Source organism: Mycobacterium sp. IS-2888, assembly GCF_001954215.1.
Lineage (GTDB): Bacteria > Actinomycetota > Actinomycetes > Mycobacteriales > Mycobacteriaceae > Mycobacterium.
The window spans coordinates 12,515-28,307 of record NZ_MBET01000117.1 but is presented as its reverse complement, the minus strand read 5'-3'; the positions used below and the strand labels follow the sequence as shown (position 1 = coordinate 28,307).

Sequence of the window (15,793 nt, the reverse complement as noted above, 5' to 3'; positions counted from 1 at the left end):
TGTGTATAAGAGACAGCCTACAACCCGAACTTCATCGGCGGCGACATCATCGGCGGCGCTCTTGCTGACGGACGCCAGGATGCGGTCGCGGAATCCCGGAGCGAACCGCTCGATCTGGTCGACGACCGCGGCGGTGGCGTCGCCGGTGTAGCCGAACGGCACGTGCGCGTAGGCCCAGATCGGGTTGACGTTGCCGGCCGACCGGGACGGGTCGGCCAGGTACTGCTGCCCGACGAGCACGAACGGCCGCCGCACCATCTTGCCTTGCGCGCGTTGACGTTCGGTGTCCGCGATCTCGGCGAAGGTGCCGCCGAGGTGAACGGTGCCGGCGCGGCCGCAGTCGGGGTTCGCCCACGGGATGTCGCCCTCGATCGCGAAGTCGACCTTGAACGCCGAGGACCCCTGGCGGTAGCGCCGGTAGGACCGCCTGATCCGGCCCGGCATCACGTCGCCGTATATCGACAGCACCGCGGCGGGACTGAGATCCAGCATGACGATGTCGGCGTCGGGAATGTCCCTGCGGCTCGACACGGTCACCCCCGTCGTCACGCCGCCGCCGTGCGCTGCCAAAGCCGCGGCCAGCGCCTGGATGATCGAACCGGATCCGCCCTCGGCGACGGGCCAGCCGTAGCGGTGCCCGGTGGCCAGAAACATCAACCCGAGCGCGGAGGTGAGCGGCCGGTCCAGCCGGGTGAACATGTGCGCGGCGGCGCCGCCGAACAACGCGCGCGCCGGCTCGGTGCGAAACCAGCGCGCCAGCACGGTAGCCGGCAGCACCGCGCGCGGACCGAACGCTGCGAGGCGGATCGGGTGACGCGGGATGTTGAGCACCGGGCGGAGCAAGTCCTGGGCCAGCTGGTCGAACCCGGCCGCCAGATCGCCGACGGCGCGGCGCCACCGGGTGCCGTCGGGTCCCATGCCGGCGACGGTCTGATCGATCGACTGGTACAGCACACCCGCGCTGCCGTCGTCGAGCGGGTGCGCGCAGTCGATCTCCGGCCACTTCAAGGTCAGTCCATGGCTTTGGAGGTCGATCTCCTGCCAGAACGGTGACCCGACTGCCCACGGGTGAGACGCCGAGCAGTGGTCGTGAATCACCCCGGGCAGCGTCAGCTCGCTGGAGCGCGCTCCCCCGCCGATGGTGTCGCGGGCCTCCAGCACCTGGACGTCGACACCGTGGCGGGCGAGTTGGATCGCGGCGGCCAGGCCGTTGGGACCGGCGCCGACGACCACCGCCTTTGTCATGACTCCGGGTGAAGCACGTTTTGCGTGGTGACGTGGACCGGGAACTCGTCGCCCGGCTCGGCCCACGGCTGACGCGACAGCATGTCCTCGATGGTGACGTAGCCCGCCTCGATCAGTCCGGTCTTGGCGTCGAGGATGCGGTACCACTGTTTCTGGATGTGGATCGGTTGGCCCTCCAGGACGATCACGCGAAGGTCGCCGTCCTCGAGATGGCAGCGCCGCTGTACGGCTTCCAGCAGCTGCTCGTTGTGCAGGTGACCCTCACCGAAGTTCCACCCGACCAACGGCCCGGCGACCACCTCGCCCTCACGAATCTTGTAGTCGGCTTCGTTGTCGATCGCGCGGGGTAACAACGCATTGAGCACCCGGCCGTGGAGGTGCATCGCCCGGAACGCCGCGACCTTGTCGGCCATGATTTCGGCGGTCGCCGGGCCGTAGAGCTTGGCCAGCTGGTTGACGACGAGCGCAGAGCTCTTGACGACTTCGGCGTCGACCTTCTCCTCGATGCCCGCGCGGAAGCACCACACGCTGCAGGCCCAGTTGCCGGCGTAGTAGCGCATTGCGGGGAGGAACGAAACCTTCTCGGGGAACATGTTTCCCACGATCACGACGGCTACCACGACGACCATGAGCGCCAGCAGCAGCGGCGAGGAAAGGTCGGTGGCGCGGATCGCGGCGTAGTGCCCGAACAGGTAGAACAGCGAGAAAATAAAGAACACGTTCCACTCCAACGGGACTCCCATCGGGAGGTTGGAAATGATGTTGAGGTGGAAGATCACCATGAACCCGATGAGAAACCACCGCCACGGCTGATCGCCGGCGACGAACACCAGGACCGTCGGGACGATGAACTCCGCCGTGGTGCCGCCGACGTGGGCCATGAGCTTCGGAAGCAAGCTGGGCCGTAGGTCGTTGACGTGGTCGCGGTAGAGCAGGTGCTTGATCGGCAGGAACAGCTTGGGCCGCAACAGCGCGTTGTTGCTCGTCATCACCGACACGACGTAGGGGAAGTGGTGGTTGAGCTTGGAGGTCGCCGCCCCCCACCAGAGCAGCAGCATGATGATCTTGAACGCCGCGATTTGATCGGTGAACGGGAAAAAGAACACGAACAGCTTCAGCCAGTAATGTTCCCCGCGCGCGGCCAGGAAGATGGTCTTGTCGCGCAGGCCCAGCAGCGCCAGCGCGACGATCGTGGGGATCACCACGACGGGGTTGATCAGGCCGACATCGCCGGCGCCCGTGACCGGCCCCCCGTGCCCGGGTGACAGCAGCGCCCACACCGCGCCGATCAACACGATGGCATAGAGGGCGACGTCGACGAGAGTGCGGGAATCGCCGCGGGTGAGCGGAACCTTATCCGGCCAGGCCGGCAGTCGAATCGTGTTGGGCCGCAACCAATACAGAACTCCACCGATGGGAGGCATGAACCGTCCGGTCAGCGGGCCGGATCCGCAGCCCAGGCCCAGGACCTCGAACAGCAGCGTGAAGACGATCACCTTCTGATACACGATCGGTTGGGTCCACCAATCGCCGATGCGGCCCAGGCCGCCCAGGCCCGGGGTCAGCGAGATGATCGCGGCCGGGGCGGCGACATACACCGCGATCTTGAGCAGGTAGAGCAGATACACCGCATACGGTGTTCCGAAGCCGTGTTCCGCCCAATGCCGGGTGACGACCTGCAGCCGCGTCGCCCGTGGCAGGGTCGGCCACGTGTCGTGATCGACGTCCGGAAGCTCCGGTGACATGAATCCCATGGCTGGCCTCTCTGTCGCCGAAAACGGCTGCGGCAAGCGCTATTTCACCCGAACCGCTGGCGCAGCCCTTCGATCATCCCATCGAGTGATTGCCGTTCCTGTTCTTCGCCGCGCAGCATGTGCCGGAAGTTGGCGGCGCCTTCGGCGTCGCGGTTGGACTCGCAGACGGCGATCGCCTGGTGGTATCGGTCGATGCGATGCTGGCTGAGCCGCCGGCTCTGGGCGAGCAGGCGCAGGAAGTAGTCGGCCTGCCGGCGATCGGCCATCGCAGCCGCGGCCGCCGAAAAATCGGCATCGCGACTTCCGCGCCGGGATGGACGTGTCCGCCGGTCCAGCGCGGTGCCCGACCTGTGGGCAGCGACCGAGCGCGACGCGCGCTCGTCGGGCGAACCGGCGAAGTCCATCTGTTCTCTCAACTGGACGTTGGCGAAGGGACGGGCCGTAACCATACCCTGCCCGGTGCCGCCCGGTCCACAAGCGGATTCCGGCCGCTCACACCGGGCTCGCTACCATCGAGGAACCTCAGCGCGGCAAGGAAGCCTCAAGGAGAACCGTGAGCGACAACGACAGCGACGACATCGGCAAATTCGACCCTGGCACCACCCGGCGGTTGATGAGCGCGATGCGCCCGTTCTTGAAGACATATTTCCGGTCTGAGGTGCACGGGCTGGACGCGTTCCCGCCCGGTGGGGCGCTGGTCGTCGCGAATCATTCCGGCGGCATGTTCCCGATGGACGTCCCGATCTTCAGCGTCGACTTCTACGACAAGTTCGGCTACGACCGGCCGGTCTACACGCTCAGCCACGACATCCTGTTCATGGGCCCGACGGCGCCGCTGTTCCGGCGCGCCGGCTACATCCGGGCCAACCCCGAGAACGCGGCCAGGGCGCTGCGGGCCGGCGGCGTGGTGGTCGTTTTTCCCGGCGGCGACTACGACGCCTACCGGCCCACGCTGTCGGAGAACGTCATCGACTTCAACGGCCGCAAGGGCTACGTCCGCACGGCGATCGAGGCCGGCGTGCCCATCGTCCCGGCCGTGTCCATCGGCGGGCAGGAGACCCAGCTCTATCTGTCCCGCGGCACCTGGCTGGCCGAGAGACTGGGCATCAAGCGGCTGCTGCGCAGCGCCATCATGCCGGTTTCGTTCGGTTTCCCATTCGGGTTCAGCGCCGTGATCCCGCCCAATCTGCCGCTGCCCAGCAAGCTCGTGATGCAACTGCTGGAACCGATCGACATCGCCGCGCAATTCGGCGAGGACCCGGACGTCGACGAGGTCGACGAGCACGTCCGGTCGGTCATGCAGGACGGCCTGACCACGCTCGCGTCCGGCCGCCGCTTCCCGATTCTGGGCTGAGCCATGGCATCTCGTCTCAACCAGGCCCTCGGCATCATCACCACCCTGAGGCGCGCCGGAATGATCGCGCCGATGCGGCCCGACCGCTACCTGAAGATCGCCGCCGCGATGCGTCGCGAGGGCCTGGGCATCACCGTGGGTTTCGCCAGCGCCGCGCAGCGCTGCCCGGACCGTCCCGGGCTGGTCGACGAGCTGGGCACGCTGACGTGGCGCGAGCTCGACGAAAACATCGACGCGCTGGCCGCGGCGCTGCAGAAGCTGCCCGGCGGCAGGGTCATCGGGATCATGTGCCGCAATCACCGGGGCTTCGTGGAATCGCTGGTGGCCGGCAATCGGATCGGCTCCGACATCCTGCTACTCAACACGTCGTTCGCCGGGCCGGCGCTGGCCGACGTCGTCAACCGCGAAGGGGTCGACACCGTCATCTACGACGAGGAGTTCACCGAGACGGTGGACCGCGCGCTGGCCGACAAGCCGGACGCCACCCGGATCCTGGCCTGGACTGACGGGCAGCACGAGTCGGCCTTGATAAAACTAGGGAAGCTCGTCGCCGATCACGCCGGGCAGCGGCCCGAGCGCACCGGCCGCAAGGGCAGGATGATCTTGCTCACCTCCGGAACCACCGGAACACCCAAGGGCGCCAACCAGACTGGCGGCAACGCCGGGATCGGCACACTCAAGGCGATCCTGGACCGCACGCCGTGGCGGGCCGAGGAGCCGATCGTGATCGTCGCGCCGATGTTTCACGCGTGGGGTTTTTCCCAGCTGGTGTTCGCCGCATCGATGGCCTGCACGGTGATCACCCGGCGCAAATTCGACCCGGAGGCCACGCTGGATCTCATCGACCGGCACCGGGCGACCGGCCTCGCGGTGGTCCCGGTGATGTTCGACCGCATCATGGACCTGCCCGACGAGGTACGAAACCGGTACAGCTGCAAGTCATTACGGTTCGCGGCGGCATCCGGTTCGCGGATGCGCCCGGATGTGGTGATCGCGTTCATGGACCAGTTCGGCGACGTGATTTACAACAACTACAACGCCACCGAGGCCGGCATGATCGCCACCGCCACGCCGGAAGACCTGCGCGCCGCGCCGGACACCGCGGGCCGGCCCGCGGGCGGGACCGAAATCCGGATCCTGGACCCGGATTTCAACGAGGTGCCCACCGGCGAGGTGGGCAGCATCTACGTCCGCAACGACACCCAGTTCGAGGGGTACACCTCGGGCACCACCAAGGATTTCCACGCCGGGTTCATGTCGTCGGGAGACGTCGGCTACCTCGACGAGGCCGGACGGCTGTTCGTCGTCGGCCGCGACGACGAGATGATCGTCTCCGGCGGCGAGAACGTCTACCCGATCGAGGTGGAGAAGACGCTGGCGGCGCACCCGGACGTGGCGGAGGCCGCGGTGATCGGCGTCGACGACGAGCAGTACGGCCAGCGGCTGGCGGCGTTCGTGGTGCTGAGCCCGGGCGCGCAGGCCACCGCGGACACGCTCAAGCAACACGTGCGGGAGAACCTGGCCAACTACAAGGTGCCCCGCGAAATATCGGTCCTCGACGAGCTCCCCCGCGGCAGCACGGGCAAGATCCTGCGGGCCGAATTGCAATCGCGGGTCAGCGGCTGATGCGGTCGATGCTGAAGAAGCCGCGGCCACTGGCCCGCGCCGCCGTCGAATTCATCAACGCCGCCAACGGATTACGCCCGCTCGCCCGCAAGGGCTACCCCACCGTCGCGGTGTTCTGGTTCGGCTGGCCCACGTCGGAGGTGCCGGGCGTGTACTTCACCGCGTCGCTACTCGACGCGCTGCGCCGCGGCCGCCGCGGCGACTTCGCCGGGCGGCGGGGGAAGGCGGCGCTGGCCCTGACCGCCGCGTCCTGGGCGATCCTGGGGGTGATCCGCTGGCGCGGCGTCACCACCCCGGGCCCGGTGCTGGAGGCCGGGCTGCGCGAGCAACTGGGAGCCGACTACGCCGAGGCGCTGGCCGAACTCCCGCAGACCGAGCCCAAGCGCCGCGGACGGCGCAACCTGCCGCTGGGCAACACCGTGGCCCGGCGGCGCTACGTCGAGAAGACGAACGTCGTGTCCTATGGGCCGCACGGCCGCGCGAACCTCGCCGACATCTGGCGCCGTCGCGACCTGCCCCGCGACGGCAAGGCGCCGGTGCTGGTGCAGGTGCCCGGCGGCGCCTGGGTGATCGGAATGCGCCGTCCCCAGGCCTATCCCCTGATGAGCCACCTGGCGGCCCGCGGCTGGGTGTGCGTGTCGGTCGGCTATCGGGTTTCCCCGATGCACACCTGGCCCGACCACATCGTCGACGTCAAGCGGGCGCTGGCCTGGGTCAAGGAGAACATCGCGCGATACGGCGGTGATCCCGACTTCGTCGCCATCACCGGCGGCTCCGCCGGCGGTCACCTGGCCGCGCTGGCGGCGCTGACGCCCAATGACCCCAAATTCCAGCCGGGCTTCGAAGACGCCGACACGTCGGTGGTCGCCGCGGTCCCGGTGTACGGGCGCTACGACTGGTTCTCCACCGAGGGCGAGGGCCGTCCCGAATTCGTCCGATTGCTCGAAAAGTTCGTAGTGAAGCGGAAATTCGCCGACCACCGCGATATCTACGTCGACGCATCGCCGATCCGGCGGCTGCGGGCCGACGCGCCGCCGTTCTTCGTCTTGCACGGCGCCGACGACTCCCTCATTCCGGTCGGCGAGGCACGCGAATTCGCCGAGGAACTGCGCGGGGTGTCGAAGTCGCCGGTGGCCTACGCCGAATTGCCCGGCGCCCAACACGGTTTCGACATCTTCGGCTCGCCGCGGGCGCATCAAGCCGCCGAGGCGGTGGCCCGGTTTCTGTCCTGGGTGTACGCGACCGCCTATCCGGGCCGCGACTAAGCCAGCGCCGCCGCTTTCTCGAGTTCGGTCAGCGCCGGCTCGATCGCGTCGGCCATATCGTCGATGTCGTTGGCCACCTCGGGCGTGGTCACGAAGCCGAAATCCAGGTAGTCGGTGTAGGAGAAGCAGGTGACGTTCAGGGCGATGTCCATGACCGGCGGGCCGAGCGGAACCAGCGAGTCGAGCTTGGCCCCCGCCATGTACAACGGGAACGGCGGACCGGGAACATTGGACACAACCAGGTTGAGCGGAGCCAGGTTTCGCGACAGGCCGGTGGCCGTGTAGGCACGCGCGGCCAGGTGCAGCAGCCCGGGCGGGGTCGTCTCGGTCAGGCCCATGATCTGATGCGCCGACAGCGCCTTGGCCATCCCCTTGGCGCTCTGCGTGCTTTCGTGGATGGCGCGCAGCCGCTCGCCCGGGTCGTCGATGTCAGTGGCCAGGGATGCGGTCATCGAGCTGATCTTGTTGCCGATCTCGTCCTTGTTCTCGTCGGTTCGAGTCGAGACGGGAATCTGCGCGATCAGCGGTTTGGTGGGCAGCTCACCGCGTTTCTGCAAATATTCGCGCGCGGCACCGGCGACCATGGCCAGCACGACGTCGTTGAGCTTGACGTCGTACGCGTCCTTGACGGCCTTCGCCCGGGCCAGCTCGACGCGGCAGCCGGTGACCCGCCGGTGCGGCGACACCGGCGCGTTGAACCGGGTCTTGGGCGCCTCGAAGTAGCGCGGCGGCCGGCTGGCGATACCCAACGCGGCGACCTGCTGGCGCACCGTCTGCTCGACCAGCCGGGCGATGCGGAAGGGCGTCTTGACGCCGACGTTGATGAGCGCACCCACCGCGCGCCGCTCCAGCCCGGGAAGCTGGAAGCCGACCAGCGATCCGACCGTTTCCTGTTGCGGCGGACGGGGTTCCGGCGTGACGTCCAGAAGGATTTCACCCAACCCGGCACCCGACACCCCGTCGACGATGGCGTGGTGCATCTTGGTCAGCGTGGCGATCCGGCCGCCTTCGACACCCTCGATGACCCACAGTTCCCACAGCGGCCGGGAGCGGTCCAGCTTGTAGGACATCAGCCGGCCCACCAGCTCCTCGAGCTCGCGGCGACTCCCCGGAGCGGGCACGCCGATCCGGCGCACGTGGAAGTCGATGTCGAGTTCGGAGTCCTCGACGAACCACGGCCGGTCCAACCCGAGGGGCGCGCCGGTGACCCGCCAGCGCAACTGCGGGATCTCGGGCAGCCGCTCGATGAGCAGTTCGCGGAGGCGCTGAAAACTGTAGTCCGGCGCATCGCTGGGATCGCAGATCGCCAGCGCGCCCACATGCATATGCCAGCCCGACGTTTCGGCCGACCAGAACGCCGCATCAACACTCGATAGCCGCTTCATGCGATGACCGTAGCCCTCCCCCACCCCTTGCGCCCAGCAATCCGCTGGTTAGCTAGGCATCTTCCAAAAGGTCTGGCGTTACCGCCGACTCGGTGTCGGGGATGCCGTCGACCTTCGCCTTACGGTCGGCCATCGAGAGCAATCGCCGAATACGGCCCGCCACAGCGTCTTTCGTCATCGGAGGGTCGGCCAGGCGGCCGAGCTCCTCGAGGGAAGCCTGCCGGTGCTCGACACGCAGCTTGCCGGCCGACGCCAGATGGTCGGGGACGCTGTCGCCGAGTATCTCCAATGCCCGCTCCACCCGCGCCGCCGCCGCGACCGCGGCCCGCGCCGAGCGGCGCAGGTTGGCGTCGTCGAAATTGGCGAGGCGGTTGGCCGTCGCGCGCACCTCGCGACGCATCCGGCGCTCCTCCCAGATCAACCGGGTGTCCTGCGCGCCCATCCGCGTCAGCAGCGCGCCGATGGCCTCGCCGTCGCGCACCACCACTCGATCGGCGCCACGCACCTCGCGCGCCTTCGCGCTGACGCCCAGCCGGCGGGCGGCGCCCACCAAGGCCAGCGCGGCCTCCGGGCCGGGGCAGCTGACCTCCAGCGCCGACGAGCGTCCGGGCTCGGTCAACGAGCCGTGCGCCAGGAAGGCTCCCCGCCAGGCGGCTTCGGCGTCGGTGATGCTGCCGCCCACCACCTGTGCGGGCAGACCCCGCACCGGACGGCCCCGCATGTCGAGCAGGCCCGTCTGGCGTGCGAGCGCCTCACCGTCGTTGGCCACCCGGAGCACGTACCGCGTGCTCTTGCGAATTCCGCTGGCCGACAACACATGTACGACGGCGTTGTAGCCGTAAAGATCGAAGATGTCCTTGCGCAGCCGCCGCGCGATGTTGCCCAGATCCACCTCGGCCTCGACCAGGACTCGCCCGCCAACGATGTGCAACCCACCGGCGAACCGCAACAGGGAGGTGACTTCCGCCCGACGCGCGCTGACCGATTTCACGACCAGGCGGCTCAGCTCGTCCTTGACTTCGGTCGTCATCGCCACGCGTCGTCACCCCTCGTATCGCTCTCGACCCGAATCTCCGCGGTGGTTCTCGACGAAGGCACTCCCGGGGCCCTGGGGCCCCCTCGGACCCCGTCCAGGGCCGCCGCGAGCTTGCCCGGGTCATGTAAAGGTCTACCAGGTGTGGCCACGTCGGCGAAGTGGACCTCGGCCTGCAGCAGCGTCGCGGTGCGGCGCAGCTGCTCGCGTTCCCGCTCACTCGGCACCCGCTCGGCGTCGATGATGATGTCGTGGACGGTGAACCCGGGCGCATGCTGGGCGAGCACGTGCAGATGCCGCTCCACCGAGAATCCGGCCGTCTCCCCCGGCTCCGCGACCAGGTTGAGCACCAGGGCACGCCGCGCGCTGGTCCTGCGCAGCGCGGCGGCCAGGTCCGGCACCAGCACGTGCGGGATCACGCTGGTGAACCAGGAACCGGGGCCCAGCACCACCAGGTCGGCGGACATGATGGCGTCCACCGCCTGCCGGGTCGCCGGCGGGTCGGCGGGAAGCAGCCGCACGCGGCGCACCTTGCCGGGTGTGGTGGCGATCGCCACCTGGCCGCGGATCAGCCGGAACATCCGCGGGTCGGACTCCAGGCCGGAGACGTCGGCCTCGATCTCCAGCGCGATCGGGCACATCGGCAACACCCTGCCCTTGACCCCGAGGATGCGCCCGAGCTCGTCGAGTGCGGCGACCGGATCGGCCAGCACCTCGTTGAGCCCGGCCAGCATCAGGTTGCCGATCGGATGCCCCGCCAACGCGCCGCTGCCGCCGAATCGGTGCTGCAGGATGGTCGCCCACAGTCGCCCATACGGGCTGTCGGATGCCAACGCCGCCAGCGCCATTCGCAAATCGCCCGGCGGGATGACACCCAGTTCGCTGCGCAACCGGCCGGACGAGCCTCCATCGTCGGCAACGGTGACCACGGCGGTGACGTAGGGGGTCAGCCGGCGGGCCGCGGACAGCGTCGCATGCAAGCCGTGTCCGCCCCCGAGGGCAACGATGCCCTCGCTATTCGGTGAGCTCATTCGCGGCCCAGATCCCGGTGCAGCACCCGCACCGACAGCTGCGCATTGCCGCCCAGCAGCTGCATCAAGGCCTCGGCGATCGCGACGCTGCGATGCTTACCGCCGGTGCAGCCAATGGCGACCGTCATGTATCGCTTGCCCTCCCGGCGGTAGCCGCCGACGACCAGAGATAGCAATCGATGGTAGGCGTCGAGAAACTCGGCGGCGCCGGGTTGGCTCAACACGTAATCGCGCACCGCCGGGTCTTGGCCGGTGAGCGGGCGCAGCTCGTCGACCCAGTGTGGGTTGGGCAGGAATCGCACGTCCATGACCATGTCGGCATCCATCGGCAGGCCGTACTTGAAGCCGAACGACTCCACGGTGACGCTGGTGGTCGCGGCGCCGTCGGAACCGAAGGCCCGCTCGATGTTTTCCCTCAGGCCCCGCACCGACAATGTCGACGTGTCGATGATCAGGTCGGCGGTGGCGCGAACCGGGGCCAACATCGCGCGCTCGGCGGCGATACCCTCGGCCAGGGTCTGCTCGCCCTGCAAGGGATGGCTGCGGCGGTTCTGTTCGTAGCGGCGGACCAACATGTCGTCGGACGCCTCCATGAACACCACGCGCGGGGTGATGTTGCGGGTGGCCAGTTCGGTGCGCACCGAGTCCAAATCGCCGGTGAATCCCCGTGATCGAACGTCCATCACCACCGCGAGCTGGGTGATCCGCGACCCGGCGGCCAGCCCGAAGTCCACCATCCGGGTGATCAACTCGGGCGGCAGATTGTCGGCGACGTACCAGCCGAGGTCCTCGAGCACCTTCGCCGCGGTGCCGCGTCCGGCCCCGGACAACCCGGTCACCAGGACGACGTCGATGCCTGGAGCGTTCGTCATCGGTCAATCCTGGGGTCGCAGCGCTTCGAGAACGGCCGTGGCGGTCGCCACGCCGATACCCGGGACGGCGGTGATCTGGTCGACGGTGGCCTCCTTGAGGCGGGCTAGCGAGCCGAAATGCGTTACCAGTGCCTTACGGCGATGTTCTCCCAATCCTGGCACCGAATCGAGCGCTGAGGCGGTCATTCGCTTGGATCGCTTGCTGCGATGGTAGGCGATGGCGAACCGGTGCGCCTCGTCACGCACGCGCTGCAGCAAATAGAGTCCCTCGCTGTTGCGCGGCATGATGACGGGATCCGGCTCGGACGGCACCCACACCTCTTCCAGCCTCTTGGCCAGGCCGATCACCGCCACGTCGGTGATGCCGAGCTCGTCGAGCACGGCGCTGGCCGCGTTGACCTGGGGGGCGCCGCCGTCGACGACGTAGAGGTTGGGCGGGTAGGCGAACCGGCGCGATTTTCCTTCCGGCGAAAGCATATTCGGGTCGTTCTGCTCGCTCAGGTGGCGCGCGAACCGGCGCCGGGTGACCTCGGCGATGGAGGCGACGTCGTCGGAGCGTCCCTGCCCCGCGGCTTCCCGGATCCCGAAGTGCCGATAGTCGGATTTGCGCGGCATGCCGTCCTCGAACACCACCAACGAGCCCACCACGTCGGTGCCCTGCACGTGGCTGATGTCAACACATTCGATTCGCAGCGGCGCGTCGGCCAAGCCAAGGGCATCCTGAATATTCTGCAGCGCAGCGGATCTGGCGTTGAAGTCACCGGCCCGCTTCAACTTGTGTTGCTGCAGCGCCTCTTTCGCGTTGCGCTGCACGGTCTCGGCCAGGGCGCGCTTATCCCCCCGGCGCGGCACCCTTAGGGTGACGCGCGAACCGCGCAGGCCGGACAGCCAGCTGGCCAACTCGTCGGCGTTGGACGGTAGGCAGGGCACCAGCACCTCGCGGGGAACCGGGTTGGTGGATTCGTCGGCGGCGCCGTCCAGCTCGGCCTGTTCGCCGTAGAACTGGGTGAGAAATTGTTCGACCAACCGCTCCTCGCCGGATTCGCCGGGGTCCCCGGACTTTTCGACGATCCAGCCGCGCTGACCGCGAACCCGCCCGCCGCGGACGTGGAACACCTGCACGGCCGCTTCGAGTTCGTCGTCGGCGAAGGCGACGACGTCGGCGTCGGTGCCGTCGCCAAGCACCACGGCCTGCTTCTCCATCGCCCGCTTCAGCGCGGACAGGTCGTCGCGAAGGCGCGCGGCCCGTTCGAAATCGAGTTGATCCGCCGCGGCGTTCATCTGCTGCTCCAGCTCGCGGGCAAAACGGTCGGTCTTGCCGGACAGGAAATCGCAGAAGTCCACGACGATTTGGCGATGCTGCTCGGCGCTGACCCTGCCGACGCACGGCGCCGAGCATTTGTCGATGTAGCCGAGCAGGCACGGACGGTCGATCTGCTTGTGCCGCTTGAATACTCCGGCCGAGCATGTTCGCGCCGGGAACACCCGGGTGAGCAGGTCCAGCGTTTCCCGGATCGCCCATGCGTGGGAGTACGGCCCGAAATAGCGCACGCCCTTGCGCCGCGGGCCGCGATAAACCATCAGCCGGGGAAACTCCTCGTTGAGGGTAACGGCCAGGACCGGATAGGACTTGTCGTCGCGATAGCGAACGTTGAACCGCGGATCGAATTCCTTGATCCAGTTGTATTCCAGCTGCAGCGCCTCGACTTCGGTGTTGACCACCGTCCACTCGACCTTGGCCGCGGTGGTCACCATCTGCCGGGTGCGCGGGTGCAGGCCGGCGACGTCGGCGAAGTATGACGTTAGCCGGCTGCGCAGGCTCTTGGCCTTCCCGACGTAGATGACTCGCCCGTGCGGGTCCCGGAATCGGTAGACGCCGGGCTCGACCGGGATGGACCCGGGCGCGGGGCGATACGTCGCGGGATCTGGCACGTACCCAGGCTAGTAGCCGCTAGAAGGGCGGCGGGTCGTCGGGATCGGCGGGTGGGGCGGGGCCGGTGGGTGCCGTTTGGGTGGCCAGCCGCGCCGCGCGGTTGTGGTGGCGTTCGGTGTTGATGCGCGCTGCCCGGTTTTGGGCGCGGGTGGTGCGCCGCCTCGGCATCATGGCGCTGCGCTCCCCGCAGCGGATGTCCGGTGGCGCCTCGGGCGCGGGCGGCTCGCCGGTGGGTGCGCACAGCGATGGAAATACCAGGGCGCTGGCGGGGGTGGTGACGTAGGTGTCCCCGTCGGGCAGCGTCCAGATCAGCGTGCCGTCGGGCAGTTGTTGGTCACGCCAACCCCAGAACGTTTTGAGCAAATGATGAAGCCGGCACACACATTTCAGGTTCGACGGATGCGTGGCCCCACCCTCGGCGTAGGGCACGGTGTGGTCGATATCGCATTGCGTGGCCGGCCGATCACAACCCGGGGCCCGACACGTCAGATCCCGGCACCGGACGAACTCGGCCAGCTTGGCCGACGGCGCGTACTGCGGCTCGGCGCCCGCCGGGGCGATCAGCGGCCGCAGGCGCGCGGAGGCGGCCAGCTCGGTGATCAGCTCGGCCGGGATCAGCCCCTCACCACCGAGCAGCACACCGGGCGTAGTCCCGCGGCCCTCGACGGTGGACCGCTCGGCGATCACGTGGATCACGACGTTGCTGCGCTGCGGCCCCGGGCGGCAACCGGTCCCGCAGCCGCACACCAACGTATCCGCCCCGGCCGCCAGCGCCTCCAGCGCATCGGCGCGCCGCTGGGCCTTGGTGCGCGGATCACCCTCACACACCGTGGCCGCCAACTCATCCAGGCGCCGATCCAGCGCCTGGCCGGTGGTGGCGAACACGCTGGCTTCCACCCACGCCATCCCCGACTCGTTGGCCCGCACATCGACATGACGCTCCTCGGCGGCCTTGACCGCCCGGCGCAGCGCGTCGCAATCCACCCGGGCCACCACCTGATCCACCGCGGCGGCCAATCCCCCGCGGGTCAGCGACGGGCGGCGCGCCAGCAGCGCCGCCACCCGTGCATCCACCATCGCCAGCACCGCGTCGTCGGTGATCAAATCGGTGCGAAACACGATCGTCTGAAACGCCCGATAATCAATCTCCCCGGCGGAGAACAGCTCGCCCACTCGCGGCAAACGCTCGCGCAGCGCCATCGCATAGCGCAGGTAGCTATGACCCATCGCCACACTGCACCCCAGCGCTGCGGCCACCTGCGCGGCCACCGCCTCCCAGGTATCGGTGGCCCAGTCGGCGTGCTCCCCCGTCGCCTGACACCGCAACACCAACAACTCGCCCACGGCCATCAGCCGCTCGGCCGCCGCCCGCGCCTCGGCGCGCCCCGCCTCGCGCACCCGATCCAGCAGCGCCGCCGACTCCGGCGTCGCCCGCGAAGCCTCGAGGTATTCGAACATGTGTTCGACACTAACACACCGCTCCGACAACTAGCTCGCGCGTCCGCCGCCGAGGATTACGCCCAGACCGACCACACTCAAATCAGCAGGCGATGAGACCATCCGTGGGCGCCCCGGCTATAGGCTGAGGGCCGGAAAGCAGGCCCGGGTGGGAACCTCAGGTGGTGCGGCGGTCGATCTGCGCACGACGTTTCGACGCCCAGTCCCTCATCGGGAATCCCGGCTTGACGTCGCAGGCCGACATCATCAAAACGACCCGCGACAACGCCGCGAGCCCATAGTCACAAGTCCAGTCCGGACGGGTCATGGTCCACACCAGGACGCCATCGTCGGTAGTGCCGAAGAAGCTGAGTCGCATCGGCCGAAACGCGCCGCTGGGGGACACACCGATGGCCTCGCCGTGACATTTCGACACGGCGCCAAAGCCTTTCGAGATGACGTCACGGATCTTCAAGGAGCGGTCATAGGTGTCGACCGATTCGGCGTAAAGCGCCTGACCGCTGACTCGGTATGCCGATTCGGCGTGGTCCGATGATCCGCCGGGCCGCAGCGGCGAACCCCTGAACAACATTGCCGCGGTGCATTCCGGCGGCCGAGCGCCGGTGAAGTAGCTGGCGCCCACGGCCATCGCGGCCGCCGGTCCGAGCGGAGTGGCATCCCCGTCCGGCAGAAGGAACTCGTGTGCGGACGTCGCGCGGTGCGAATTCGCGGGAACCCCCGGCTCGCCGGGAGCCCGCACCGCTCTACCCGCCACCGAGGCTGCGCAACCGCTCACCAGCACCGCGGCGATCACTAGCGCGGCAGCCGCCCGCACGTGACGTGCCATCGGGCGATGGT

13 protein-coding genes are annotated in these 15,793 nt (G+C 68.4%); 3 read left to right on the top strand and 10 right to left on the bottom strand.

Annotated elements, in window-relative coordinates:
• The 3 genes from A5745_RS23145 to A5745_RS23135 form a co-directional block, all read right to left on the bottom strand.
• A partial coding sequence (locus A5745_RS23145) for an NAD(P)/FAD-dependent oxidoreductase (protein ID WP_076119216.1) occupies positions 1 to 1,245 on the bottom strand: 1,245 nt, incomplete at its 3' end.
• The gene (locus A5745_RS23140; RefSeq protein WP_076119214.1) at positions 1,242 to 2,999 is read right to left on the bottom strand and encodes a DUF3556 domain-containing protein; all 1,758 of its coding nucleotides are present in this window, start codon (positions 2,997 to 2,999) and stop codon (positions 1,242 to 1,244) included. The genes A5745_RS23145 and A5745_RS23140, both read right to left, overlap by 4 nt.
• 44 nt (positions 3,000 to 3,043) lie before the next feature.
• Entirely contained in the window at positions 3,044 to 3,448 is a 405-nt protein-coding gene (locus A5745_RS23135; protein ID WP_139329765.1) for a hypothetical protein, read from the bottom strand.
• A 164-nt stretch (positions 3,449 to 3,612) separates the two neighbouring features.
• Between A5745_RS23135 and A5745_RS23130 the strand changes: the two genes are divergently transcribed.
• The 3 genes from A5745_RS23130 to A5745_RS23120 are packed head-to-tail and all read left to right on the top strand — an operon-like array spanning position 3,613 to position 7,244.
• On the top strand, positions 3,613 to 4,353 hold the full coding sequence (locus A5745_RS23130) for a 1-acyl-sn-glycerol-3-phosphate acyltransferase (RefSeq protein ID WP_139329766.1): 741 nt from the start codon (positions 3,613 to 3,615) through the stop codon (positions 4,351 to 4,353).
• Positions 4,354 to 4,356: 3 nt separating this feature from the next.
• On the top strand, positions 4,357 to 5,979 hold the full coding sequence (gene fadD12 / locus A5745_RS23125; protein WP_076062972.1) for an acyl-CoA ligase FadD12: 1,623 nt from the start codon (positions 4,357 to 4,359) through the stop codon (positions 5,977 to 5,979).
• Positions 5,979 to 7,244, top strand: a complete 1,266-nt coding sequence (locus tag A5745_RS23120) for an alpha/beta hydrolase (RefSeq protein ID WP_076119210.1) — start codon at positions 5,979 to 5,981, stop codon at positions 7,242 to 7,244. The genes fadD12 and A5745_RS23120 overlap by 1 nt, the downstream gene beginning before the upstream one ends.
• Here the strand turns inward: A5745_RS23120 and A5745_RS23115 are convergent.
• The 7 genes from A5745_RS23115 to A5745_RS23085 all read right to left on the bottom strand — a co-directional run bounded on the left by A5745_RS23115 (position 7,241) and on the right by A5745_RS23085 (position 15,782).
• Positions 7,241 to 8,629, bottom strand: coding sequence for a wax ester/triacylglycerol synthase family O-acyltransferase (locus A5745_RS23115; protein WP_076063048.1), 1,389 nt, complete (start codon positions 8,627 to 8,629; stop codon positions 7,241 to 7,243). The two genes, A5745_RS23120 and A5745_RS23115, sit on opposite strands and share 4 nt — an antisense overlap.
• A gap of 52 nt (positions 8,630 to 8,681) precedes the next feature.
• Positions 8,682 to 9,659 carry a DNA-binding protein WhiA gene (gene whiA / locus A5745_RS23110; RefSeq protein ID WP_076063049.1) on the bottom strand — a complete coding sequence of 326 codons (978 nt, stop codon included), beginning with the start codon at positions 9,657 to 9,659 and terminating at the stop codon, positions 8,682 to 8,684.
• Positions 9,656 to 10,693 carry a YvcK family protein gene (locus A5745_RS23105; protein WP_076062976.1) on the bottom strand — a complete coding sequence of 346 codons (1,038 nt, stop codon included), beginning with the start codon at positions 10,691 to 10,693 and terminating at the stop codon, positions 9,656 to 9,658. Before A5745_RS23105 ends, whiA begins: the two co-directional genes overlap by 4 nt.
• A complete protein-coding gene (gene rapZ, locus A5745_RS23100; protein ID WP_076062978.1) occupies positions 10,690 to 11,565 on the bottom strand; it encodes an RNase adapter RapZ in 876 nt (291 codons plus the stop codon). Before rapZ ends, A5745_RS23105 begins: the two co-directional genes overlap by 4 nt.
• A gap of 3 nt (positions 11,566 to 11,568) precedes the next feature.
• Positions 11,569 to 13,497, bottom strand: a complete 1,929-nt coding sequence (uvrC, locus tag A5745_RS23095; protein ID WP_076119208.1) for an excinuclease ABC subunit UvrC — start codon at positions 13,495 to 13,497, stop codon at positions 11,569 to 11,571.
• Between the two features lie 19 nt (positions 13,498 to 13,516).
• Complete coding sequence (locus A5745_RS23090; protein ID WP_076119206.1) at positions 13,517 to 14,956, bottom strand: HNH endonuclease signature motif containing protein; 1,440 nt, start codon at positions 14,954 to 14,956, stop codon at positions 13,517 to 13,519.
• Between the two features lie 157 nt (positions 14,957 to 15,113).
• Complete coding sequence (locus A5745_RS23085; RefSeq protein ID WP_076062983.1) at positions 15,114 to 15,782, bottom strand: sensor domain-containing protein; 669 nt, start codon at positions 15,780 to 15,782, stop codon at positions 15,114 to 15,116.
• Positions 15,783 to 15,793: the final 11 nt, after the last annotated feature.

Excerpts from the sequence above, each read along its gene's own strand:
- whiA (WP_076063049.1), bottom strand. The coding sequence starts at position 9,659 with ATGACGACCGAAGTCAAGGACGAGCTGAGCCGCCTGGTCGTGAAATCG.
- A5745_RS23105 (WP_076062976.1), bottom strand. The coding sequence starts at position 10,693 with ATGAGCTCACCGAATAGCGAGGGCATCGTTGCCCTCGGGGGCGGACAC.
- rapZ (WP_076062978.1), bottom strand. The coding sequence starts at position 11,565 with ATGACGAACGCTCCAGGCATCGACGTCGTCCTGGTGACCGGGTTGTCC.
- A5745_RS23085 (WP_076062983.1), bottom strand. The coding sequence starts at position 15,782 with ATGGCACGTCACGTGCGGGCGGCTGCCGCGCTAGTGATCGCCGCGGTG.
- A5745_RS23120 (WP_076119210.1), top strand. The coding sequence starts at position 5,979 with ATGCGGTCGATGCTGAAGAAGCCGCGGCCACTGGCCCGCGCCGCCGTC.
- A5745_RS23115 (WP_076063048.1), bottom strand. The coding sequence starts at position 8,629 with ATGAAGCGGCTATCGAGTGTTGATGCGGCGTTCTGGTCGGCCGAAACG.
- A5745_RS23135 (WP_139329765.1), bottom strand. The coding sequence starts at position 3,448 with ATGGTTACGGCCCGTCCCTTCGCCAACGTCCAGTTGAGAGAACAGATG.
- A5745_RS23130 (WP_139329766.1), top strand. The coding sequence starts at position 3,613 with ATGAGCGCGATGCGCCCGTTCTTGAAGACATATTTCCGGTCTGAGGTG.
- A5745_RS23090 (WP_076119206.1), bottom strand. The coding sequence starts at position 14,956 with ATGTTCGAATACCTCGAGGCTTCGCGGGCGACGCCGGAGTCGGCGGCG.
- A5745_RS23140 (WP_076119214.1), bottom strand. The coding sequence starts at position 2,999 with ATGGGATTCATGTCACCGGAGCTTCCGGACGTCGATCACGACACGTGG.
- fadD12 (WP_076062972.1), top strand. The coding sequence starts at position 4,357 with ATGGCATCTCGTCTCAACCAGGCCCTCGGCATCATCACCACCCTGAGG.